This is a genomic window from Verrucomicrobium sp. BvORR106 (assembly GCF_000739655.1).
In the GTDB taxonomy this organism is placed as follows: Bacteria; Verrucomicrobiota; Verrucomicrobiia; order Verrucomicrobiales; family Verrucomicrobiaceae; genus Verrucomicrobium.
Genome location: NZ_BATR01000093.1, coordinates 1 through 22,157 on the forward strand (window position 1 = coordinate 1; position 22,157 = coordinate 22,157).

Here is a 22,157-nt window from a genome sequence, read left to right on the forward strand (position 1 = left end):
AAGCTCGATAATGTGGGTGACGATCTCTGCGGGGAGATCCAGGGCAGGGCGGAAGCGGATGGAGCGCTCTCCGCAACGCAAGGCGAGCACTCCCACCTCAAAGAGACCACGATGAAACTCATCACGCTCCTCCCGGGTGGGCAGGTCAAAGGCGATCATGAGTCCGCGGCCACGTACGGCAGTGATCATTGGCTCACGTTCCGCCAGTGCTTCAAGGCTGCCCGTCAGGAGTTTGCCGACCCGTCGGGCATTCTCGAGCAAGTGGCGTTTCTCGATCAACCTCAGGAAGTGCGTGGCCCTCACCATGTCCACGAGGCTGCCGCCCCAGGTGGAGTTGATCCTTCCCGAGAGCCGAAAGACATTGTCTGGCACCTGATCAAGCCGGGGGCCCGCCATCACGCCGCAGGCCTGCGCCTTCTTGCCAAAGGCCAGCAGATCCGGCACCACCCGGAAGTGCTCGGCGCACCACATGCGGCCTGTCGTGCCCCCGCCCGTCTGGACTTCGTCGAAGATCAAGAGGACCTCATATTCATCACAGATACTGCGGAGGGTGCGTAACCACTCACCGCGGAAGTGGCGGTCTCCGCCCTCTCCTTGAATGGGCTCGATGATGATGGCGGCGATATCCGTTCCCTGCTGGTCCAGCAGCTTGCGCAGCTGTGAGGAGGTGCGCTCCTCTGTGGCCTCGGCCCGTGCGTTGCGAAGATCGGGCGGCAGGCCGTAGTCCAGCGCGGGGGCTGGGAGCCGCGGCCAGTCGAACTTGGCAAAGTAGTCCGTCTTGACTGGGTCCGTGTTGGTGAGACTCAGGGTGTAGCCGCTGCGTCCGTGGAAGGCTTTTTCAAAGTGAACGATGGCAGTGCCGCGCTCGCCCAGGCCAGCGGCGAGGTTGCGACGGACCTTCCAGTCCATGGCGGCTTTGAGCGCGTTCTCCACGGCCAAGGCACCCCCTTCGATAAAGAAGTAACGCTCCAGAGGAGGAAGTCCCGCCAGGTCATGGAAGGCGCGGACGAACTTGGCGTACAGCATGGTGTACACATCTGAGTTCGCCGCCTTCACCCGGCTGGCGGTGAGGAGATCATGCTGGAAGGCATCCACATCCAGATCCGGGTGATTGAACCCCACCGGGAGGGAACCAAAACATCCATACAGATCCAGCAAGGATCTGCCGCTGGCCTGGTCCACCACCCAGCAACCGTGGCTCTTGTCGAAGTCCAAGACCACGCCGAAGCCGTCCAGAAGGACGTGTTCGCCCAGCTCGCGGAGAGCCTCCGCGGGCTTGTGAAGCCTGCGCGCACTCATAACTCCCGCATTATAGCGGAATGGCTCTACGGGGGCAAGCCCGGTAAAAAGCGGGGCTAGCGCTACTCGCGGCGGATCTTGGCGAGCACGGCAGGATCTGCGCCGATCCCTTCATGTGCAGCAGGGGAGGTTTCCCACCGGGAGCTCTCCTCACTGGACACGAGCTTCTGGAAGTCGCCAAAGGTGGCGGCGTTGAATGTCGTCTTGTCCATCTTCAAACTGTTGAGGTCGTAAACATTGGAGCCGCCTGTCCAGGTGGCGGTCGACCAGATCGCGATGTTTGGTTTGCGGGTGCCGGTGACGATGCTCGACTGAAGACGGACGGAGGCGCCAGGAGTGGCGGTGACGTTCAACCCCTCAAAGGTGCAACGGTCTGCCTCAAACTTCCCGCGGGATCCAAGCCGTATTTCCTTGATCCCATCGGCCGTGCGGCGCAGGTGCAGATTCTTCACCCGGAGGCTGGCGGTCTTGCCTTCCGGCAGGCGACCTCCATCGAAGCTGAGCGCGGAGCTGGCGCTGCTTTCCACCAAGGCATTCTCCAGGGAGTGGTCAAGACCGATGAAAAAGAGATCATGCCCGATGCAGTCTTTGATGAACACATTGCGGTAGTGCGTCACGCTCTCGCCCACGTCACAGAGACCGGTGGAATTCCCGATGCTGACAAAGCCGTTGATCTCACATTGCGCATCTTCGTGTGCGCTGAAGCCATCGTCTCCGCACTCGATGGAGGCGATGTTCTCGAACTTCAGACTGCGTTGGGCACCGTGGACGTTGAAGCCATCGTTCCACACGTGAGTGCTGGTGACGTTCTTTACCACGAGATGGGCACCACGCCCGGCCATGACGACGCCATTGCTGCGGGCTGGGTACCGGATGTTCGCGCTTCCCAGGTCCTGTCCTTCAGGCAGTTTGAGGTAGAAGGCATCCTCCGCTGCGATGTAGGTCCATTCCTTGGGCTGGAGTTCTTCGGGTTTCTTGAAGGGGGCGCTGGGCCCTTTCGAAGTGCGGCCCATGTGGTTCATCTTCCCATCCCACAGGAAGAACCAGCGACCTGCGATGGCGGGGCCCATGTTGGGCAGGATCTTCGTTTTGCGATAGAGACCTTGCCCCAGCGATTCCCAGTCCGCAGCGAGCACGGGTTCGCTGCCATCGAGCACTGCGCCGTGGCCATCCACGGTGATGGGTTTGTCGGCTTCTCCCATCTTCAAGGAAAGATCCAGGGACTCATGATAGGTGCCTGGGGCGAGGTTCAGTGTGTCACCGGGTTGGGCCAGGCGGACGCCTCGGGCGATGGTTTTCACGGGCTGGGTGATGCCATCATGAGTGTCCAGACCGGTTTGAGGATTGACCTGCAACTGCCTGCCGACGGCGGAGGGCTCTGCAAGCAACGGGCTGGCACCGAGGGCGGGACAGAGCAGGAGGGGGAGAAGGCGGGCAATCCGGGGCATGGCGAATTCCCAACTAAGGACGTGGGCGGGGTAATCTTTCGCGGCAATCACCATCGGTGGCGCGCGGCGTCATTTGACTTGCGGGGTACGAAGGGCCGTGGTGAGATGCCCGCGCCGTCAACCGAGCCACTGCCATGCATCGTTCCCTCGCCACGTTTCTCATCTGGACCGCCCTCAGCGGTAGCGCCGCTTACAGCGCCAGCTTCAAGTTTGTCAATGAAGGCCTGGAGATTGACGCAGGCAATCTGGGAAGGCTGACTCTGGAGTATCCTCAGCTGCTGGATGCCGGAAACCAGCCCCTTCACAAGGTGGTGGAAACAACCATCAGTGGCAAGACTGTGAAGCTCCGCTATGTAGGCGGTGGCGTGGCCGAGGTGACACTGGGCAATGACGGAAAGCTTTCCTGCAAGGTGACCCAGATCCCGGCCGATGTGAAAAACATCGGCACCTCCCTGCAACTGCCGATTGCTTACAACCAAGGTGGTTCGTGGAAAATGGGCGGCAAGTCCGGCGAGTTCCCCAAATCCAAGCCTGCCAGTCCGCATCTTTATCAGGGGCATGCTCCGGAACTGGCGTTGACCAACTATGAGGGCAGAAAACTGACGGTGCAGGTGCCGGACAACAGCTTTCTGCAACTGTCTGACAATCGCGAATGGAACTGGTCGATTTTCCATTGGCACAGCTTCACTCCCTATGACGCGAACAAGCCGGAGTTCGTGTATGAGATTGCGGAGACAGGACCGGCGGGGGTGACAAAGCCTCTGGTGGATAGCTTTGGCCAGTCCACCCGTGAGGAGTGGTCCGACAAGGTGAAGAGTCTGGAAGAACTGAAGGCGGATGTGGTGGCCGAGAAGAAGTACTACGACAGCCTGACTCCACCCAAGAGGGATGAATTCGGCGGCCTCCTGGGGAGCAAGGAAAAGCTTGGTCTTAAGGCGACAGGCTTCTTTCATGTGGAGAAGAAAGGGGATCGCTCGATTCTGGTGAACCCGGTGGGCAATGCCTTCTTCCATCTGGGGCTGTGTGTCGTGAATCCCAATGACGACTACACCCTGGTGAAGGGGCGTGAGGCGGCGTATGAATGGCTGCCGAAACCGGAGGGTGAGTACGCCTCGGTATTCCGTCCGGGAAGCAACGGGACGATTCTTTCCTACCACCTGATCAACCAAGTGAGGAAGTATGGCGAACCGTACACGGATGAGAGCTACACCGCGCGGATGATCGCCCGCATGAAGCAATGGGGTTTCAACTCCATTGGCGCCTTTTCCTCGGGGGGCGACAAAGCCCGGGCCACGGCAAAGTTTCCGACCGTCGCGCATCTGCCCATCAATGTGTGGGAGGGCGTACCGCGGATCTCAGGCATTCATGAGACGTTTGACCCGTTCGATGAAAAAACACGCGCTGCGATCGAGACCAACATGGCCCGCGAGCTTCCGGCCAAGGCGCAGGACCCGTTGATCATCGGGTACTTCATCGTGAATGAGCCCATCTATGAGCAAATTCCCCATGTGGTGCCTTCCCTGAAGGGCAGTGAGCATGCCTGCAAGCGTGAGCTGGTGAAGTGGCTCCAGAACAAGTACCAGTCCATAGGGGCCTTCAACAAAGCTTGGGAAGCCAACGCTGCCTCGTTTGATGCGCTGCTGGACGTGGGGCTGACGATGACTGCTGCAGCGGCCAAGGCAGATGCCCAGGCCTTTGCCACGCACTTTCTGGATGAATACCTGAAGCTGGTGAAAACCGCCTTTCGCAAGCATGATCCGAATCACCTGCTCATCGGGAGCCGCCTCCAACCGGGCACGATCAGCCACGAGTGGATCTGCCGGGCCATGGGGCCTCATCTGGATGTGATGTCCTATAACTACTACACCTATGGTGTGGACAAGGACCACCTGCGCAAGGTCCATGAATGGACCGGGGGGCTGCCCATCATGCTGAGCGAGTTCTTCTGGTCCTCACCCAAGGACAGCGGCCTGGATGGAGGACGTGAGGTGGGGAGCCAGCAGGAGCGAGGTCTGATGTACCGCAATTATGTGGAGCAGAGCGCCGCGCTAGGGTTCGTGATTGGCGCGGAATGGTTCACGCTGGTGGACCAGTCGGTGACAGGTCGGTGGTTCTCGGGCTTCGATGGGGAGCGTTCCAACTCCGGCGTCATCTCGGTGACAGATCGTCCCTGGAAGCCGTTGCTGGAGGAGATGATGAAGACGAACTACGACATTTACCGCGTGTGGTTTGGCGAGCGGGAGCCGTTTTCGTATTCCATTCCCGGAAAGCGACTGGTGAAGTGATCGTCAGGAATTGAATTGAAGTTCTTCCTCGAAGAGGATGGGGCCACAAGCCCAATGTTGGCGAGCTTCCAGCGAGCCTACATTGGGTGCCGTTCGAGGATGATAGTCAGGTGGGGAAGCCGACAGCATCTGCTTTTCCTCCTACCGTCTCCGCCGCCTGACGTTCCCGGCAAGATGCCGCGAACAGCATGCAAGATGCGTGCGCTCCCCGAGCTTCCCCTGGATAGAACATTTTCAGAAATCGTCAGGCCGCGTGTCACAACCCATGTTCGCTTGGTAGGCACTTTCATCTTCGAATCACCTCCGTGAATTTCTGAAATTTGCTATCGACATTCCTACTCGATTTTCTTAAAGTATAAGTGGTGTGATTGCCGGAGAGGTAAAAGAAAGGACGGAGCGGAAGCTTTGATCCTGGAAAAAAATCGCGGACGGGAGGAAATCTTCCCAAATGTCGCGACCTCCGGCAACCACACCCTTTCTTTTTTGGGGCGGCAAGGAGACGAAAAAGTCCGCCACCAGAATGCTTCCAGTGGCGGACAGGGATGTGATTAAGGGGCGTTGATGATTGCTCTCCGCAGCTCTCAAGGAGCAAAGAACTTCTGCATGAGGCGGCCCAGAATTTGGCTGCCGCGGGCATTGGCGTGGACCACATCACGCTTGAAGGAGTCCGTGGCATAGCCGCTGGACTTGATGTATTCCCACCAGGGGGCGGTCATATCAAAGAAACCGCACTTCTCCTCTTGGGCGAGCTTCTGTAGATTGGCGCGATAGGGGTAAGCTTTCGCGTCTGGTTTTAGAGTGTAGTTCTGCAGCATGGCGCTGTTGTTGGACCCGAAGGTGGGAGGGAGCAGCAGGACTTCCAAGTTGGGCAGCTTGGCCCGGCTCTGGTGAATGACAGACCGGATGGCTTCAATGTCATCGCGCTGGCTGATGCCGCCGATGACGAGCAGATCCGGATTGTGCTGGATGACGTAGCTCTCCACGCGGTTTTCATCTTTGTACCACCAGCAGCCGGTGGAACCGCGGAGGCTGAGCACTTTCTTGATGCTGCTCTTGGGATAGTCCCGTTGCATGAGCAGTTCGAAGTTGGATGCTGAGGTGTCACCGATGATGCTGTCACCGAGCAACACCATGGTGAAGGAGGGACCGTTGGCGAGCTTTTCCCGGGTCTTCTCCAGATTCGTCCAGCGGTCTTCCGGGGCGGTCCAGGTGACTGGTTTCATCGTGGCATAGATGTTGTCGATGCGCTTCAGCGGATCGATCCCAGCGTTGGGATCGTTCACGGTGCCGTCCACCAGGAACCAGCCTAACCGGGTGTAGATGTCCTTGCTGCCTTCCGGCTTGTCGGCGGCGATGCGGATTTTGATTTCGTGCTCTTTGGAGGGATCAAGGTTTTGCGCCAGCGGGGTGGCGTGGGGACGGGCGTAGGTGAGGCAGTACTTGTCGAAGTTTACCTTCTTCTGCCAGTCGCCTCCGTTGAGGGAGAACTCGAGGTTTCCAGTGTCCGGGCCGATGATGTCATAGATGCCGACCTGGGATCCTTTGAACTTGAAGGAGATGGTGGAGCCCGGTTTGTTGCTCACGGCCAGGTGGGGAATCTGGCTGGCGGAACTCAGCTGCCAGCCGAGCCAGCCTTCGTCCAGGGTGGTCCAGTCATAGGAAACTAGCTTCGCCTTCTCCATGGCCTGGGGCGAGAGTGGAGCGGGCACCTTGCTGTTTACCACGGTGGCGGACGGCGATGTGGTGAAGACCTGACTGAAGAAAGGCTTCAAGGCTTCGAGATAGAGGGCATAGCCAGCGTCCGTCGGGTGAACGTTGTCCTTGGCGAAGGCCTCCATAGTCATGCGACCGCTGAGGATCTCTTCCGCGCCCCGTTTGGCCATGACAACACTGGGGATGCCATAGTGGGCAGCCACCTTCTCATGGTACTGCATGGTGGGCGGCAGTTTGCCCGCCTTGAGATCATCCAGGTGCCCTTTGACCAGGGTGTACACAAACAGGATGTCGGGCTTGGAAGGTGTATTCAAACGCAGCTGCCGGACAATGCCCTCCATGCTGGCGATGACTTCAGCTTCCGGAGCGCCGCCATCGTTGACCGCGAACTCCACAATGACGAGATGAGGGCGCTGGTAGCCGACATCATTCCAGCAGCGGAAGGCACCCAGCCATGAGCCCGTGCCGCCGATGGCGGCATTGTAGGGAGTGAATCGCGTATCGGGATGCTGCTGCTTCAGCCACGTGTGCAGGAGTTCGCGGTAACAAAACTGGGGCTTGCTCGATCCAGCGCCTGCCGTGATGGAGCCGCCGAAGTAGGAGACGCGCACCTCCTCCTTGTTGGCGACCATGCGGGCAAAATTGGGCAGGCCGTCGCGCATCGTGAAGGCGGGGATGCTGGCCAGGGCAGCCAGTTCCGCTTGAGTGGCAGGGGCTGATGCAGGCGCGGGCGTGGCGGGTGCCTGAGCCCGGAGGTCGGCACTGCAGAGGGGAAGCAGAGCCGCGCAGGCAAGAGTGATCGGGAGATACGAATGGGACATGGGACGGGGGAGGAAGAGGGGGCTGGGCCGGATCAAAAAGTGGGGCTTCAGTTTCCTGAAGCCCCACTTTTCACTTTTGACGAATAACTTTTCAATCAGCAGTTACTTCTGCTGGGACTCGTAGCCGGGGAGCGGCTTGCCCTTGTCATCGAGTTTGCCGCAGGCCCAGAGGAGTCCGCGGGCGACGAGGTCCAGGAAAACAGGGTCTTCCATGGTGGCGTTGCCGTGGCCGAGGGTGGTGCCGAAGACCTTGCCCTTGCCGTAGGTATTCACCCAGATGACGGCGTGGTCTTTCTTGGTCTCTTCACCGTAGGCCTGGGCCAGGGGGACGAAGTTCTCCCAGAGCTTCTCGTTCTTGTAGAGTTCATCCGCCTTGTTGAGCCACTCCTTGGGGAAGCCCTGCATCACAGGATGCTCGGCATTCACCGTCTTCACCAGGAGGTCCCGGTTCTTTTCATGGCTCATGCTGGTCTGGCCCAGCGCCTTGCGCCATTCGTCCGTCTTCGCGGCACGGTAGCTGTGGGTGGAGCAGTGCAGCATGACAGCGGGTACGCCATCGAAGTGAGGCTTGGCGATGCGCTCGACAAAGGCCACGTCATCCACGGCGCCGAAGCACTCGTTGTGCAGGATGAGGTCATATCCCTTGGCCCAGTCATCTTTTTCATAGATGCTCACCTTGTGGTTGCGGGCATCCTTGGCTTTCGGGTCCGGGCCCTCATGCACGATGGTGAACTCCACATTGGCGCGGGAGCTCAACCCCTCAGCCAGAATGCGTTTCTGGTTCTCGTAGTCATGGCAGCAACCGCCTGTGACCATGAGGACACGCAGGGGCTTGGGTTTTTCCTTGGGGGCCTCTGCCGCCCAGATGCCGAGGCCGGTGGCTACGGCCACCAGTGCGGGAAGAAACAGACGTCGTTTCATAGATATGAAAACTTGGAACGGATCATTTCAAACTCACTTCTGCGTGGCTTCGTAGCCGGCGACAGGCTTGCCGTCATCACCCAGCTTGCCTGCGGACCAGAGCACGCCACGGGTCACGAGGTCGAGGTAGCGAGCATCACCTACGGTTTCGTTGTTGTGGCCGATGGTGGTGCTGAAGGTGCGGGTCTTCTTCGGGCCGTATTCGTTGGTCCAGGCCACGACGGTCTCCACATCTTTGGTGGTGCCGTCTTTGTTCTTCACGGTCTGCTTGCCGGAGGCCAGGGGGTGGGCGGTGAGGATCTTGATGTTGTTGTAGAGTTCCTCCTTGATGGTGGTCCAGTCGCCCAGGCCCTTGGTGATGGGGTGCTCTTTGTCTGTGAAGGTGATGGCGACCGGCTCCTGGGGCCCGTGGCCGTTGGACTGGAGGCCGATGAGGTCAAACCACAGGGCATCCGGGGAGCCAGACTGCACCGGGTCACGGAAGTTGCCCACGCGATAGCTGTGCATGGCGCAGTGGAGGTTCACTGCCGGGACGCCGTCCTTGTGAGCGTTGAGAATGTTGTCCACATAGGGCTGCTGCTTCACATCGGCAGAGCATTCGTCATGAATGACCACGTCGTAGTTCTTGGCCCAGTCGGCCTTGTTGTAGATGTCGAAGCTGGCCTTGGTGCTCTTGTCATCGGTGTGGGCAAATTCCACCTCGATGTTGGCGCGGGAGCTGAGTCCTTCGGCGAGGATCAGGCGTTGCTTGGCGTAGTCGTGGCAGCAGCCGCCGGTGACGAGCAGGACTCGCAGAGCCTTGGGTTTGGCGGGGTCGGCGGCGCGAAGGAGGGTGGTGACCCCGAGGGAGAGGGCCAGTGCGGCGACGGAGGTGAAGTAGAAGAGGCGGCGTTTCATGAGTGGGTGAAGCAGAGCGGAAATGCTGGCGGGAATTGCCCGCGCAGGCAAACTAAACGCGAGGAGGGGGCGAATATTTGCGCCAAGGTTCACCCGCTTTTGCCCGGCCGTGAGAGGGGCGGGCTGCGAAGTGATACTGCGCCCCGATTCCCAACTCCTCCCGCCATGCCTCAATTGATCCAGACTCCCGCTGAACTCGACGCCTTGCGCGAAACGCACCCGGAACTCGCCCTGGTGGACGTCCGGCTGGCGGAGGACTACCAGGAGGGACACTTGCCCGGGGCTATCAATCAGTGCGTGTTTGAGGTGGTGTTTCTGCACGATCTGGCGGGCAAAGCCCTCCGCCGGGACCAGCCGGTCTGCGTGTACGGCGTGGCTCCGGAGAGCAGGGAATCCTCCACGGCAGCCGCCAAGCTGGAACGTGCCGGGTACGGCCAGGTCTATGATTTTCGTGGTGGGTTGGAGGCCTGGCGGGCCGAGGGGAGACCCGTGGAGGCCCCCTCAGTGTCGCCGGGCGGGCAGGCCGTCCGGGACGGCCGGTTCCCACTGGATCTGGCGGAGAGCAAGGTCGTGTGGGTGGGGCGCAACCTGATCAATCATCACTGGGGGCATGTGGCCATCAGCGAGGGGTACGTCAATTTTCTAGAGGGGGCACCAGACTCCGGGGCGGTGACGGTGGACCTGCGCGAGATCACCTGCGCGGATCTGGCCGGCGGGCCGCTGCATGATGTGCTCATCCACCATCTGGAGAGTGACGACTTCTTTGACGTGGAGAATCACCCGGAGGCGGTGTTTGCCTTTGATCGGGCGGAGGTGTGCTCTGAGTCCCCAGGCTGCCAGAATCTCAAACTCCACGGCACCCTGACGCTGCGTGGAGAGACGCGCGCGCTCACCATCAGCGCGGCGGCGGGCTTTACCCCGGAAGGGAAGGCGGCCTTGCAGGCATCCCTGGCGCTGGACCGCACCGAGTGGGGTGTGCTGTACGGGTCAGGACGTTATTTCCGCAGACTCGCGGGTCATTTGGTAAACGACGTGATCGAGCTGCAACTGCGGATCCTCACGGCCAGTGCGGTCTTGAAATAGATAGAGCCCCTATTTCACGAGCACATCCATGGGGAAGTCGTCATCCGGTTCGATGGCTTCGTTTTCCCACACGGGCTTCCCGTCGTCATAGGTCAGCACCCGGTTGGCACTGCCGGGGGCGGCGTGGGCATTGGTCTTGGGCAGCCAGCGGGCCAGTTCTTGTTTCACGGCGGAGCGGGCGGGATCAGATGCGAGGTTCTGCCACTCATTCGGGTCAGCTGTTTCATCGTACAACTCCTCGCTGCCATCAGCGTAGCGGATGTAGCGCCACTGCTCCGTGCGGATGGTATGGTTGTGCTGGTTGTGCGTGGTGATCGCGGGAAACTCACGGGGTGCCTGCGCATCCTTGAGTTGCGGGACCAGGCTGTGACCTTCCAGGTCTGACCGGGAAGGCAATCCTGCCAGTTCCAGAAGAGTGGGGAAGGTATCGAGCAGTTCTGCGGGGCGTGAGCAACTCTGGCCCCGGGTGATGCCGGGACCTGCCCAGATGAAGGGCACCCGGGTGCTGCGTTCCCAGAGGGTGTTCTTTCCTGTAATCCCTTTTTCCCCCAGGTGCCAGCCGTGGTCGCCCCACACCACAACGATCGTGTTGTCCAGCTTGCCGGTAGTTTGCAGTGCCTCCAGCAGCCGTCCCACCTGGCTGTCCATGAAGCTGATGGAGGCCAGATAGGCACGCACGAGAGGCCGCCATTCATCCAAGTCCTGCAAGGTCTTCAGCCGAGGTTCTGGAAGCTTCCAGTGAAGATAGCCTGCGAACCGCGGCAAATCGTCGCGGTCATCGGATTTTACCAGCGGCAGCTTCACATCTGCTGCAGGGTAGAGATCAAACCACGCCTGTGAAGCAAAGCAGGGCACATGAGGCAGGCGGAATCCTGCGGAGATAAACCATGGTCGGTCGCCCGGCACAGTTTTAAGCTTCTCAATGGCTGCATTTGCAATCTTCCAGTCGGGCTGGTCTTCATCCCGCTCGGGATAGACGCCCCAGTCCATGGCAGGATGGCGACCGGCGATAGGTAGTTTTGCGATGGGTTGCGCAGGCTTGGGCATCCCCGCTGCGGGCCCATATTCTGTGAATTCCCCCGTGCGATCTTTAGGTTTGATTGAGCCGTCGTGGTAGATCTTGCCACAGGTGAAAGTGTAATATCCCGCCTGCATGAACTGCTGCGGCAGCGTGACATGATGCTTGAGGGATTCGACCTGACGGAAGCCTGGTTGCAGACCGTAGACGCCAGTCGTGCTGGGGCGCAGTCCAGTGAGCAGGCTGGTGCGTGAAGGATTGCACAGCGGGGCCTGGCAATGGGCATTGGTGAAGTTCGTCCCCCGTGCGGCCAGACCATCCAGGTGCGGTGTCTTCACCTGCGGATGGCCTCCCAAGCAGCCGAGCCAGTCATTCTGATCGTCAATGGCGATCATGAGCACATTGGGAGGCGGAGCGCTCTGGACCAGGAGCGGAAAGAGGAGGAGCGAGGAGAGGCTGAGAAGAATGCGCATGGTATCAGCAGGAATACTTGGCTATAAAAATTATACCAGGAGCGACCAGGGTCGCCTGCGCTATGAAACGTGAGGCGGGTCAAGGACCCTTCAGTAACATTTCCACTGAAAATAATTTCAAATTGTTGCTCGACACTCTTGTCACATGTATGAAGTCTCCCCATGAGCTTCTGGGACAATCTCAAAGACAAAGTGGCCGGGATGAACGCATCCCTGCAGACGAACATCAGCAAGTTCAAAAATGCCGAGTTTGCGAACGGGACCATGGCCATGTGCGCCATGATCGCGGCGGCAGATGGCACGATCAGTGGTCAGGAGAAGGGCAAGATCGCCACCCTGATCACCAACAACGAGATGCTGAAGATTTTCCCGGCGGCCGAATTGAAGCAGAAGTTTGACCACTTCTGCGACAAGATGACTGCCGACTATGACTTTGGCAAAGTCGAGGCTATCCAGGCGATTGCCAAGCTCAAGAGCAAGCCAGATCAGGCTCGCGCTGTGATTCAGATTGGCATCATCATTGGCGGTTCTGACGGCAATTTCGACTCCGACGAGAAGAAGGCTGTCAAAGAAGCCTGTTCCGCCGTTGGCATCAGCCCGGCAGATTTCGATCTCTAGATCGGATCAGCAAGTTGCATTTGGGGAGGTCCTTGTGACCTCCTTCAGTTTGACCCTCCACGCAACGGACTTTACCAGTTCCGATGACTCCCCTTGCGCGCGGCCAAAAATCCACCCTCTCCAGCCTCGGTGTTGGAATCTCGGGGGTGAAAGTGCAGGTGACCCTGCGAGTCCCGGCTCCTTCGACCGTTGATTTGAGCTGTTTCGGGCTCGATGCCCAAGGACGTCTTTCGGACGAGCGCTACTTCGTTTTCTACAATCAGCCAGCGTCTCCCTGTGGCTCCATTCAAGCCAAGGGGACGGCAGGCGATGTGGATCAAACGTTTGTGTTAAATCTTGCGGGACTGCCCGCTGGCATCAAAAGGCTCGTCTTCGCCGCCACCATCGATGGCGCTGCCAGTATGAAGGACATTTCTAAGGGGTATGTCCAAGTGGGGGATTCCGGCAAGACGGCCGCGGAGTTTCGGCTCCAGCCCGCTGACTACGCCGGGGAAAAAGCCCTGATGTTGATCGAGCTCTATTGGAAGGATGAATGGCGCCTCGCGGCGACTGGGCAAGGATTCAACGGCGGTCTGGCAGCCCTGCTGAAGCACTTTGGTGGTGAGGTGGCGGAGGAAAAGCCGAAACCTGCAACCGCCGCCCCCGTGTCAAAGCCAGCACCTCCTCCTTTGCCAGCGAAGGTGTCCCTGTCTAAAATCACGCTGACCAAACCCGGGCAGACCCATCGCGTCTCTTTGGAAAAGGGCGCAGGAGCCCCTGCCAAGCTGATCGTCAAGGCGAGTTGGACAGACAACGGCGATGACTCCGACAGCAATGACGACCTCGACCTGCGGGTGGGGATGCTGCTGCCTGATGGGCGCATGAAGTTCATTCAGGCGCCCGATTTTGCGGGCAGCTTCGATTCCATGCCCTTCGCCCGCCATCTGGGTGACGTGACAGTGGCGTCACTCAATGCCCCCGCCACCGAGACGGTGGAGGTGAATCCGGCGATCGCCCAGCGCATGGGTGGCAGGGTGGGCATGGTATTCAGCGTCTATTCCGCAGTGTCCAACGGCGCAGTCTCCGTGGCGTCTCTCCGCCCCATCATGAAGATGGAGTACGGGAACCAGGTGGTGGAGTGTGCCTTTGACTTCATGAAAATTGCGGCGTCGAAGGATGACACGGTTTACAGCTATGTGATCGGGCTGGCGGTGATCGATGCCGAGGGTATTACCCTTGAACCCTCTGGCCTGACTTCACATCCCGGCAGCGAGAATACCCCCTGGCTTCAGTGGACGGCGGAGGGGGGCTTAAAGGCCACCATGGACGGTCCGGCCGTGTTCAAAGGCAGCCTTGCTTCCAAGGCGGCGTCTTTCAACAAAAACAATCCGCGGCGGTACATCTGATTTTGAACCGATCGCCGTGTTAGCTGTCCTACAGTTTCCCTCAAAAAGAAGACCAAACCATACATACCTAAACACCATGGCAATCTCACTTAGCAAAGGCGGCAACGTATCCCTCTCCAAGACGGCTCCTGGTCTGACGAACATCCTGATCGGCCTTGGCTGGGATGCCCGCTCCACGGACGGGGCTGGTTTCGACCTTGACGCGAGCGCTTTCCTCCTGACTTCGGAAGGCAAGGTGCGCAGCGATGCAGATTTCATCTTCTTCAACCAGAAGGAATCGGCAGACGGTTCGGTCAAACACCTGGGCGACAACACCACGGGTGCTGGTGATGGCGATGACGAAGTGGTCAAAGTCAACCTCGCTGGTGTTCCGGCAGATGTGGACAAGGTTTCCGTCTCCGTGACCATCCATGATGCCGAAGCCCGCAAGCAGAACTTCGGCATGGTGAGCCAGGCCTTCGTGCGCGTCGTCAATGAAGCGGACGGCGCGGAGATCGTGCGCTACGATCTGAGCGAAGACTTCAGCGTTGAGACTGCTCTGGTCTTCGGTGAAGTCTATCGTCACAGCGGTGAGTGGAAATTCCGCGCAGTGGGCCAGGGCTTCCAGGGTGGCCTCGGGGCCATGGCCAAGAACTACGGCGTCAACATCTAGGGCCGTATATCGTTTCCTGCCGGGGCCACTTCTCCATCAGGTGGAGCGGCCCCGTTTCACCACCTCCAACCATTTTTTCATATGGCCATCAGCCTTCAAAAAGGACAGAAAATCTCGCTTGAAAAAGAAGCGGGTGGCAGCCTCACCAAGATCATCATGGGTCTGGGTTGGGATGCGAAGAAAAAGAAGACCTTCTTCGGCCTGGGCAGCAAGGATCAGGAAATCGACCTTGATGCCAGCTGCGCGCTTTTCGACGAGCAGAACCAGCCGGTGGACATCGTGTTCTTTGGCCAGCTGGCCAGCCGCGATGGTTCGATCCGTCACACCGGTGACAACCGCACCGGCGCTGGGGACGGCGATGACGAGCAGATCGTGGTGGACCTTTCCAAGGTCTCTCCCTCGGTGAAATCCCTGGTGTTCGTGGTGAACAGCTTCACCGGCCAGAGCTTTGCCGAGATCGAGAACGCGTTCTGCCGTGTGATCAATGGTGGGAACAACCAGGAACTCGCGAAGTATGACCTGAGCTGCACCGGCTCGCACACCGCCATGGTCATGGCCAAGGTTTACCGCCACAACGGCGAGTGGAAGATGCACGCCATTGGTGACAACACCTCCGGCCGAACCTTCCAGGATCTGCTGCCAGCCATGAAGGCCAGCCTCTAACAGGCTTCATCAGTATCATGCTGCCAGTATTCTGTTCCACGCCATTCCTCTCTGCGCCCTGATGACCAAACCTTGTGTCTGGTTCAGCAGGGCCAGTTCCAGCCTGCACCCCTTGCTGCTGTTGCTCAAGCAACCCACAGCGGGGGGCGGGCTCCATCTCCTCGTCAGCCACCCCCAGTGGGACGCGCCCGCCATGTGCGGTGCGGATGAGGTTTTCCTCGAACCTGATGGGCTTCAGGGTGATGACTACGTGGACTGGTGCCTGGAAGTCTGCCGTACGCGCAGCATTCAGGTGCTCGTTCCAGGACGGGCACGGCCGAACGTATCGGCAAGACGGGCGGAGTTTGAGGCGCTGGGCACCCAGGTGCTGGTGGCGGCAGATGACGCGACGCTGCGTCTCCTGGAGGACAAGCCCCAGTTCCTTGCCGGGATTCCGGAGGACGTGGCCCTAGTTTCTCGCTTCATCAAGGTCAACACGGTGGCAGAATTCACTGCCGCAGTGGAGTCCTTCCGCGAGGAGGGCGGGACCGCCTGCTTCAAACCGGGCAAGTCGATTTTCGGCTTGGGATTCTATGTGCTCAACGACCGCATCACCCCGGTCAGCCGACTGCTGGACGGGCACGCCAACGTGATCTCGCTGGCGGAGGCCTGTGACATCCTTGGCCGGGAAGAGAGCTTTCGCGACGTCATGGTGATGGAGTACCTGGACGGAGTGGAATACAGCGTGGACTGTGTCGGTCGTACTGGCGAACTCGTGGCCTCCGTGGTGCGAATGAAGCCGAAAACGTCCGTTTCACAGGACACTTCACAGACTGTAGGACACAACGAGCAGATTGAGGCCCTGGCCCGCCGTCTGGTGGCCCGGTTCTCCCTGGATGGTCTCTTCAACATGCAGTTCCGCACGACCAGCAAAGGTGGGCCGCCCCGGTTGTTGGAAATCAACGGGCGCATGTCCGGAGGGCTGGCGCTCGCCTGCCTCGCGGGCGTTAATCTCCTCGAACTCGCCATCGCACTCAAGCTGGGGCAGGACGATGTCGTGGCCGCGTTGCTGGCCAGGCCCGTTCAAACGGTGCGGGCCCAGCAGGGGTTCTGCGCCTTCCTGGCGGACCGGCAGGCATTCAACCTTCAGGAAGCGCCCTTGTGATGGCTGCAGAAACGCTTCCGCCTCACGTGGTCCGGACGGATCCGGGGCAATATGAGGCCACTCTTCCTGGCGGTGTCTTGCGCATGTCCATGCGGCAGGAGGAACTCCCTCTGCCGGAGATTTGTGACTTCGCCCTGAGGCACAATGCCCGTCGTCGATTCCTGTTTGTCAGCAGGGTGTTGGGGCGGCACATGCCCACCCGTCCTGGGGCCATGCAAGATGTTGCCAGACGCCTGGCAGACAAAATTTCCATCGATCCTGTGGATGGGCCTGTCTTGTTCGTGGGCATGGCTGAGACTGCCACCACCCTCGCGCAGGCTGTGTATGCCGCCTGGTGCGAGAGGGGCGGGAAGGGCCTCTACATTGAGAGCACGCGACGCCCCACGGGTGGGCCCATTGCATTTGAGTTCGTGGAAAGTCACTCTCATGCCATGGCGCATCTGGTGCACCTGCCGTCACCTGCGGAGGACCCGGAAGGCCTTTTCACCACCGCTCGCCGAGTGGTGGTAGTGGATGATGAGGCCACCACGGGACGGACCGCACTGGGATTAGTCGCAAGCTATGCTGCCTGGCGGGGCATCGCGGCGGACTCCCTCCGGCGGGAGCTTGCCGTGCTGGCGCGATGGATGACGGATGCCCAGTCCACAGAGTCCGAGTTTGCGGCTTTTCACTCCTTGGTGGAAGGGCGATTTGAATTCATTGAGACAGGGACCTTTGCGGAAGCTCCTCCAGCCGTCCCCCACCCGGATCGGGCGGGCCTGGCGCGGCGAGGGACCCGCCACGGCTTGTCTCACCCCCAGCATCTGCCGTGGCAGTTGGAGGTGACCCCGGGGCATCGCATCCTCGTGATCGGGACGGGCGAGTATGGCTATCAGCCTTTGCTGCTGGCGGCTGATCTGGAGGCCAAAGGAGCCATTGCCTGGGTGCAGGCCACCACCCGTTCTCCGGTGCTGCCTGGCGGTGCCATTGGTCATGTCAGGTCGTTTCCTGCTCTTTCGGGAGAGCGGCACACGGAGTTCCTCTACAATGTGCCGGAAGATCACGGTTATGACCGGGTTCTGCTGTGCTGTGAAGACGTTCTCCCGCCTCTTACGCACCCGATTCATCACATTTCCCGGCTGGAAGTCCTGCCACTTCCCGGCACATTGAGCTCATGAGTCACCGTGACTGGATTGCGACAGACCTGGATGGCACCTTGTTCGCCCGCGCGTTCGCGGGGCCTGAGGCTGTGCCAGCCACGTGGAGGCAGACGGATGAAGGCCCGGTCGCATCGTCATGGATGCCCCGCGCCACCTACGTGCTGATGCGGGCGCTGGCGAATCACTTCGATATCGTGGCTGTCACGGCCCGTGATCTGGATTCCTTCTCCCGAGTTGCCATTGAAGGGATCCATTTCCGCGGAGCCATCTTGGCGAACGGAGCCATCATGGTAGGGCGGGATGGGGAACTCGACCCGGTCTGGAATGACCACATGTCAGGTGTGCTCTCCACTGCTGGAGAGGAGCTGGAAGCCGTGAGGCTGCAGATCGCAGACCTCTCACAAGGAGCAGCCCGCCCGCGTCTTGTCGCGAGCGGCACGCCTCTGCCTGCCTATCTGGTGGCCAAGGCTGATGAAGAGTGGTGGCAGACGGATGCCGGTGTTAATCTGCTCTCCACCCTGCAGGTCCGTCAGTGTCGCGCTGCCCTGCTGAAGAATGAGCTGCAAGTCCTGCCACCTGGGGTATCAAAACTGCTGGGACTTACAGCTTACCAGGACCGTTTCGCCGGTGGCATCCCGCCACTCATGGGACTGGGAGACATGCCTGCAGATCTTGAGTTTATGAAAGCCTGTTCGTTTCTCGGCATTCCTGCGGGAAGCAAGCTGGAGCAATGCATTACGATTCCTTGATGATAACGACCCTCGATCAACCTTCCCAAGCCAGTTTCTCCGGCAGCTACCAGCCGGAGGAGGTGACTTTTTTGCTCCGGAGGATTGAGGTGTCTGCCACCCCACTGGAGGAGCGGGAGCGCCTTATTCAGAGCGGACAGCGGCACTACAGTGAAATGATCGGTCCAGAAGACGCTCCCACACGGCAGAGGATGCGCTTGTTCCGGGAGAGCCTGATCACCAACGGCACCCAACTGGCGCAGGATATCTGCGGCCTGGCGGCGGCCCTCGCGGAGAGTGCGTATGAGGGTGAGGTGGTCATTGCTTCCATTGCCCGGGCGGGCACACCCATCGGTACGCTACTCTGGCACCGCCTGCGCCAGACCCGGCCCGACCTGCGTGTCTCACACTATTCGATCTCCATCATTCGTGACCGCGGCGTGGACTATGCGGCGCTGCGCACGATTCTGCAGAGTCACCCGGCCCAGAGCCTGCGCTTTGTTGATGGCTGGACGGGGAAGGGGACCATTGCCACGGAGCTGCGGCAGTCCCTGGCAGGGAAGCCGGAGTTTGAGGAAATAGATGATGGCCTCTGGACTCCGCTCGATGTCTGTGGCGCGGCCTGCTATGCTCCCAATGCGCGGGATTATCTGATCCCTTCCACCCTGCTGGGGGGCACCGTTTCCGGGCTGGTCTCCCGTTCGGTCCTGCCTCGAGGAGAGGAGGGCGGCAGCGAGTGGCATGGCTGTGTGGAACTGCGCCATCTGCGGCGCTACGATCTGAGCCAGTGGTTTGTCCGCACGATGCTCGAGAAGATGGCCGCCCTGGATTCCGGCGACGCATCCCCCCCCAATGCCTCAGGCGGCCAGCCCCGCTATGTGGCTGCCCACGCTTTTCTCTCCGCCTTGCTGGATGAACATGGTATGACCGATCGCAACCGCATCAAGCTCGGTATTGGCGAGACGGTGCGGGTGCTCTTGCGACGTCTTCCTCGCTTGGTTTTGCTTTCTCCAGACGCTCGTGAGACGGACGCCGTGCTCATCCGGCAGCTTGCCCAGCACCGGGGTGTGTCCCTGGAGGTGCGCCAGATGCCATTTGCCGCGGTCGCTTTAATCGCGAATGTTGCTCAATAACTGCTACTTTAGCCACACATGACTGCCCCCCTCAGCCTGGCTCCTTTGCTCTATGTACCTGCTTCCCGGCCTGGTCTCCAGGATATCTTGGGAGGGAGAAAAAACCTCGGCATCTGCTCCCTGGCCGTCTGCCTGGAGGATGCTGTCCGCCCGGACGATCGCTGCCGTGCTGCCACGGACTTGTGCGAGGTGCTTCATCGCATCGAGTCCACTCCTCCGCGGGCTTTGCTGGTGCGCCCTGCCGATTCAGACATGCTTTCCCGGCTGCTGAACACTGCGCATCTGGACCACATCACGGCCTTCGTGCTGCCCAAGGCCACGGCGGCCAGCATCTATCATTGGATCCAGATCCTGGATGGCCGATTTCCGCTCGTGCCTATTCTGGAATCCCGGGAGACGCTTGATGCCGGTGGCCGGCGAGAGCTGGCCGCGGTCTGCGCGGAGCATCGCGAAAGCATCCTGCGCGTGCGCATTGGTGCGAATGACCTCTTTGCTCAACTGGGCGGACTTCGACGCCCGCGAGGCTTCACGGTTTATGAAACACCTCTGGGCCGGATCATTGATGAATTGATCGAGGTCTTCTGCGCGCACAATCTGCCTTTGTGCGGACCGGTGTTTGACCGCCTGGATGATTTGGAGACGCTGCGCCGTGAAGTGGAGCAGGACATTCATCGTGGCATCTTCTGCAAGACGGCTCTCAATCCCACCCAGGTGGCTGCCATCTGGGCCGCATACCGTCCCTCCGAGGAAGAGCTGGACGAAGCCCGGCTCATCCTGCATCCCGATTCGCCGGCGGTCTTCGGTCTTAACGGCTCCATGCACGAAACGGCCTGCCATGCCGAGTGGGCGAGACGTCTGGTCGTGCGGGATGTCCTGCACCGCGAAGCGGAGGAGCTGTTGGGCTCCCCCGTGATCCAGGCCTTACCCTCGAGCGGGAGTGATGAGGCTTGCTATCCAGTCCACAAAGCCAGCGCGGTTGCGTGAGGCGATGATCACCTGACCGGTGCCGCTGAAGCGGTTCACGAGCCCTTCTCCACTGGTCATGGAGTTCATAATGTTGCTGAAGAAACCGCGTCCGGTTGTGGACGCGGTGATGTTGTACTGAAGGGTGGAATCCCATGCCACCACGTGGCTGTTGTCCACGATGGTTCCGGTGGTGGGATTGACGTCGATGGCAAAGAGCGCGCCAAAGCCTGAGATGGCCAGCTTGCCGCGGCCGGCGCTTTCCATGATGAACCAGCCCCCGGTGCCGCCGAACAGACCTTGAGAGATGCCCTGGGTGGTCGTCTTGATTTCCACGGTGCTTTCCGCTGCGAGGAAGGCACCATCGTTGAGCCGGTACTGTTTGGCACCGCAGTCGAGGATCATCACATCCCCAGGCATGTTGGGCGACAGCAGCACATCGCCGTCGCCGTTGGTGGCGACCACACTCTGCTGGAAGAAGGACTCGCCAGAGGCCAGTCGCCGTGCCAGGGCGCGCATGATGCCGCCCCGGACTTCTCCCTTTAACTCCAGGGTGCCGTCCATGGTGACCATTGCGCCGCGTTCGGCATAGATGGATTCACCACGGGTCATGGAGACATGCAGGAAGGGATCAACGTTACCGACGACTTGGAAAGTGGGCATGGGATGGAGAAAGAAGAGTGACCTGTTGGATGCCGTCTGAGGCCCGGCGTTCAGCCTTCGCTGGCTTTGATCTTGAATTCACCACCGCCACCGGGGCGAAGGATGGCCCCGCAGCCGGGGCAGACGCTGGAGCCGTCTTTCTGCCGGGAAGATCCGCAGAAGACCGTGCCGCAATTCCCGCAGGAGCCGGCGGAAGAGTTGCCACAGTGGGCGCAAGGGGGGCAGCCGTCCACCTCTTGGGAATTGACCGCGGGAAGCCCTGTGCCACCCCGGGTGCTGAAGTCGCAAGTCTCCGCATCCATGATGTGGGATGCTGCGGGAACATAGACCCGGTAGTCAGGCTCCCAGCGGTAGCGCATGAGATAGGGCTGCTTGTTTTCACCGCAGAGGGCTGTAAGGAAGAGCTGGCGGGCGCGGCCATACTCCCCGCTGTAGGAGGGAATGTCGTCGTCCTCGATCTTCTCGACAGAGTCGGGCAGCTTGGCCAGCATGAGTTCGCGCTCGTCGCCATCGGCGACTCCACGGCTGGCGGTGGAAACGGTTTCACTGATCCAGACGAACAGTTTCGCCCAGCCCTGCTCGTCGGTCTGTTGCAGGTTCAGCACCACGTCCGTCATCTCCCGCAGTCCTGCGAAGTCGATGTCATCCCCGCAGCCCACCGCGTAGAGGTTCGCGATCTTAACCGTGCTGTTCATCTCCCGCAGGGCGGTGCGCCAGTCGTCGGTGGGCTGGCCGTCCGTGATGAGGATGACGATGGGCCGGAAGTCCCCCTTGGTCAGGGTGCCGGGCTGCGAGCGCTTCACTTCCTGCAGGATGCGCTCCGAGAGAAGCAGGATGGCGCTGCCCAGGGAGGTGCCGGGTCTCACCAGCAGGCGGGGTGGTTGCACCTCATCCAGGCTCTGCAAGGGTGACTTCAGCTCAGCCCGACTGTCGAAGGTGATGAACGAAATCCAGGCGGTCTCAAGGGCATGCGGATTCTGGCGCAGCGCCTTGAGCATGCTGCTGATGCCGGTGCGCATGCCGCGGAGTCCGTTGCCTATCATGGACTCGGAGCAATCCAACAAAACGTAAACGGGAAGGCGGCGCATGGGACAGAAAGGGGAGGTGGACT

General features: G+C 60.2%; 19 protein-coding genes. 11 read left to right on the forward strand and 8 right to left on the reverse strand.

Annotation, left to right across the window (positions count from 1 at the left end):
* Together lat and BV106_RS14880 are read right to left on the reverse strand one after the other, a co-directional pair.
* The coding region (gene lat / locus BV106_RS14875) for an L-lysine 6-transaminase (RefSeq protein ID WP_051945878.1) at positions 1-1,299 on the reverse strand (1,299 nt) is incomplete at its 3' end.
* Positions 1,300-1,361: 62 nt separating this feature from the next.
* The gene (locus BV106_RS14880; RefSeq protein WP_265595693.1) at positions 1,362-2,747 is read right to left on the reverse strand and encodes a hypothetical protein; all 1,386 of its coding nucleotides are present in this window, start codon (positions 2,745-2,747) and stop codon (positions 1,362-1,364) included.
* Between the two features lie 134 nt (positions 2,748-2,881).
* Here BV106_RS14880 and BV106_RS14885 point away from each other — a divergent pair, with 134 nt between their 5' ends.
* Positions 2,882-5,032 (forward strand): beta-galactosidase, encoded by a 2,151-nt coding sequence (locus BV106_RS14885; protein ID WP_051945880.1) that lies wholly within the window; start codon positions 2,882-2,884, stop codon positions 5,030-5,032.
* Between the two features lie 581 nt (positions 5,033-5,613).
* On the opposite strand, the gene BV106_RS14890 is transcribed toward BV106_RS14885, so the two are convergent.
* From BV106_RS14890 to BV106_RS14900, 3 genes are all read right to left on the reverse strand, one after another.
* A complete protein-coding gene (locus BV106_RS14890; protein WP_038165971.1) occupies positions 5,614-7,566 on the reverse strand; it encodes an SGNH/GDSL hydrolase family protein in 1,953 nt (650 codons plus the stop codon).
* Positions 7,567-7,668: 102 nt separating this feature from the next.
* Positions 7,669-8,487, reverse strand: coding sequence for a ThuA domain-containing protein (locus tag BV106_RS14895; protein WP_038165973.1), 819 nt, complete (start codon positions 8,485-8,487; stop codon positions 7,669-7,671).
* A gap of 33 nt (positions 8,488-8,520) precedes the next feature.
* Positions 8,521-9,384: a ThuA domain-containing protein gene (locus BV106_RS14900; protein WP_038165974.1), complete on the reverse strand. Its 864-nt coding sequence runs from the start codon at positions 9,382-9,384 to the stop codon at positions 8,521-8,523.
* Positions 9,385-9,549: 165 nt separating this feature from the next.
* On the opposite strand from BV106_RS14900, the gene BV106_RS14905 reads away from it, so the two are divergent.
* On the forward strand, positions 9,550-10,467 hold the full coding sequence (locus BV106_RS14905) for a YceI family protein (RefSeq protein ID WP_051945882.1): 918 nt from the start codon (positions 9,550-9,552) through the stop codon (positions 10,465-10,467).
* Positions 10,468-10,476: 9 nt separating this feature from the next.
* On the opposite strand, the gene BV106_RS14910 is transcribed toward BV106_RS14905, so the two are convergent.
* Positions 10,477-11,958 (reverse strand): sulfatase, encoded by a 1,482-nt coding sequence (locus tag BV106_RS14910; RefSeq protein WP_038165976.1) that lies wholly within the window; start codon positions 11,956-11,958, stop codon positions 10,477-10,479.
* A 162-nt stretch (positions 11,959-12,120) separates the two neighbouring features.
* Between BV106_RS14910 and BV106_RS14915 the strand changes: the two genes are divergently transcribed.
* The 9 genes from BV106_RS14915 (at position 12,121) to BV106_RS14955 (ending at position 20,404) form a co-directional block, all read left to right on the forward strand.
* Positions 12,121-12,576, forward strand: coding sequence for a TerB family tellurite resistance protein (locus tag BV106_RS14915; RefSeq protein WP_038165977.1), 456 nt, complete (start codon positions 12,121-12,123; stop codon positions 12,574-12,576).
* A gap of 83 nt (positions 12,577-12,659) precedes the next feature.
* On the forward strand, positions 12,660-13,961 hold the full coding sequence (locus BV106_RS14920) for a TerD family protein (RefSeq protein WP_038165978.1): 1,302 nt from the start codon (positions 12,660-12,662) through the stop codon (positions 13,959-13,961).
* Between the two features lie 76 nt (positions 13,962-14,037).
* A complete protein-coding gene (locus BV106_RS14925; RefSeq protein WP_038165980.1) occupies positions 14,038-14,613 on the forward strand; it encodes a TerD family protein in 576 nt (191 codons plus the stop codon).
* An 81-nt stretch (positions 14,614-14,694) separates the two neighbouring features.
* A complete protein-coding gene (locus BV106_RS14930) occupies positions 14,695-15,276 on the forward strand; it encodes a TerD family protein (RefSeq protein ID WP_038165981.1) in 582 nt (193 codons plus the stop codon).
* Positions 15,277-15,337: 61 nt separating this feature from the next.
* Positions 15,338-16,420 carry an ATP-grasp domain-containing protein gene (locus BV106_RS14935; RefSeq protein ID WP_051945884.1) on the forward strand — a complete coding sequence of 361 codons (1,083 nt, stop codon included), beginning with the start codon at positions 15,338-15,340 and terminating at the stop codon, positions 16,418-16,420.
* Positions 16,420-17,577 carry a phosphoribosyltransferase domain-containing protein gene (locus tag BV106_RS14940; RefSeq protein ID WP_051945886.1) on the forward strand — a complete coding sequence of 386 codons (1,158 nt, stop codon included), beginning with the start codon at positions 16,420-16,422 and terminating at the stop codon, positions 17,575-17,577. Before BV106_RS14935 ends, BV106_RS14940 begins: the two co-directional genes overlap by 1 nt.
* Positions 17,574-18,308 (forward strand): hypothetical protein, encoded by a 735-nt coding sequence (locus BV106_RS14945; RefSeq protein WP_038165984.1) that lies wholly within the window; start codon positions 17,574-17,576, stop codon positions 18,306-18,308. The genes BV106_RS14940 and BV106_RS14945 overlap by 4 nt, the downstream gene beginning before the upstream one ends.
* Positions 18,308-19,420 carry a cysteine protease StiP domain-containing protein gene (locus BV106_RS14950; protein WP_051945888.1) on the forward strand — a complete coding sequence of 371 codons (1,113 nt, stop codon included), beginning with the start codon at positions 18,308-18,310 and terminating at the stop codon, positions 19,418-19,420. Before BV106_RS14945 ends, BV106_RS14950 begins: the two co-directional genes overlap by 1 nt.
* An 18-nt stretch (positions 19,421-19,438) precedes the next feature.
* Entirely contained in the window at positions 19,439-20,404 is a 966-nt protein-coding gene (locus tag BV106_RS14955) for an HpcH/HpaI aldolase/citrate lyase family protein (protein ID WP_051945890.1), read from the forward strand.
* Here the strand turns inward: BV106_RS14955 and BV106_RS14960 are convergent.
* Both BV106_RS14960 and BV106_RS14965 read right to left on the reverse strand, forming a co-directional pair.
* On the reverse strand, positions 20,342-21,046 hold the full coding sequence (locus tag BV106_RS14960; protein ID WP_009963952.1) for a TIGR00266 family protein: 705 nt from the start codon (positions 21,044-21,046) through the stop codon (positions 20,342-20,344). The two genes, BV106_RS14955 and BV106_RS14960, sit on opposite strands and share 63 nt — an antisense overlap.
* 50 nt (positions 21,047-21,096) lie before the next feature.
* Positions 21,097-22,134: a VWA domain-containing protein gene (locus BV106_RS14965; protein WP_081891754.1), complete on the reverse strand. Its 1,038-nt coding sequence runs from the start codon at positions 22,132-22,134 to the stop codon at positions 21,097-21,099.
* Positions 22,135-22,157 lie beyond the last annotated feature (23 nt).

Bases quoted from the DNA above. Each gene is read 5' to 3' on its own strand.
- BV106_RS14910 (WP_038165976.1), bottom strand. From the start codon at position 11,958: ATGCGCATTCTTCTCAGCCTCTCCTCGCTCCTCCTCTTTCCGCTCCTG.
- BV106_RS14920 (WP_038165978.1), top strand. From the start codon at position 12,660: ATGACTCCCCTTGCGCGCGGCCAAAAATCCACCCTCTCCAGCCTCGGT.
- BV106_RS14925 (WP_038165980.1), top strand. From the start codon at position 14,038: ATGGCAATCTCACTTAGCAAAGGCGGCAACGTATCCCTCTCCAAGACG.
- BV106_RS14930 (WP_038165981.1), top strand. From the start codon at position 14,695: ATGGCCATCAGCCTTCAAAAAGGACAGAAAATCTCGCTTGAAAAAGAA.
- BV106_RS14880 (WP_265595693.1), bottom strand. From the start codon at position 2,747: ATGCCCCGGATTGCCCGCCTTCTCCCCCTCCTGCTCTGTCCCGCCCTC.
- BV106_RS14960 (WP_009963952.1), bottom strand. From the start codon at position 21,046: ATGCCCACTTTCCAAGTCGTCGGTAACGTTGATCCCTTCCTGCATGTC.
- BV106_RS14950 (WP_051945888.1), top strand. From the start codon at position 18,308: ATGATAACGACCCTCGATCAACCTTCCCAAGCCAGTTTCTCCGGCAGC.
- BV106_RS14945 (WP_038165984.1), top strand. From the start codon at position 17,574: ATGAGTCACCGTGACTGGATTGCGACAGACCTGGATGGCACCTTGTTC.
- BV106_RS14895 (WP_038165973.1), bottom strand. From the start codon at position 8,487: ATGAAACGACGTCTGTTTCTTCCCGCACTGGTGGCCGTAGCCACCGGC.
- BV106_RS14900 (WP_038165974.1), bottom strand. From the start codon at position 9,384: ATGAAACGCCGCCTCTTCTACTTCACCTCCGTCGCCGCACTGGCCCTC.
- BV106_RS14965 (WP_081891754.1), bottom strand. From the start codon at position 22,134: ATGCGCCGCCTTCCCGTTTACGTTTTGTTGGATTGCTCCGAGTCCATG.
- BV106_RS14885 (WP_051945880.1), top strand. From the start codon at position 2,882: ATGCATCGTTCCCTCGCCACGTTTCTCATCTGGACCGCCCTCAGCGGT.
- BV106_RS14935 (WP_051945884.1), top strand. From the start codon at position 15,338: ATGACCAAACCTTGTGTCTGGTTCAGCAGGGCCAGTTCCAGCCTGCAC.
- BV106_RS14905 (WP_051945882.1), top strand. From the start codon at position 9,550: ATGCCTCAATTGATCCAGACTCCCGCTGAACTCGACGCCTTGCGCGAA.
- BV106_RS14915 (WP_038165977.1), top strand. From the start codon at position 12,121: ATGAGCTTCTGGGACAATCTCAAAGACAAAGTGGCCGGGATGAACGCA.
- BV106_RS14955 (WP_051945890.1), top strand. From the start codon at position 19,439: ATGACTGCCCCCCTCAGCCTGGCTCCTTTGCTCTATGTACCTGCTTCC.
- BV106_RS14890 (WP_038165971.1), bottom strand. From the start codon at position 7,566: ATGTCCCATTCGTATCTCCCGATCACTCTTGCCTGCGCGGCTCTGCTT.
- BV106_RS14940 (WP_051945886.1), top strand. From the start codon at position 16,420: ATGGCTGCAGAAACGCTTCCGCCTCACGTGGTCCGGACGGATCCGGGG.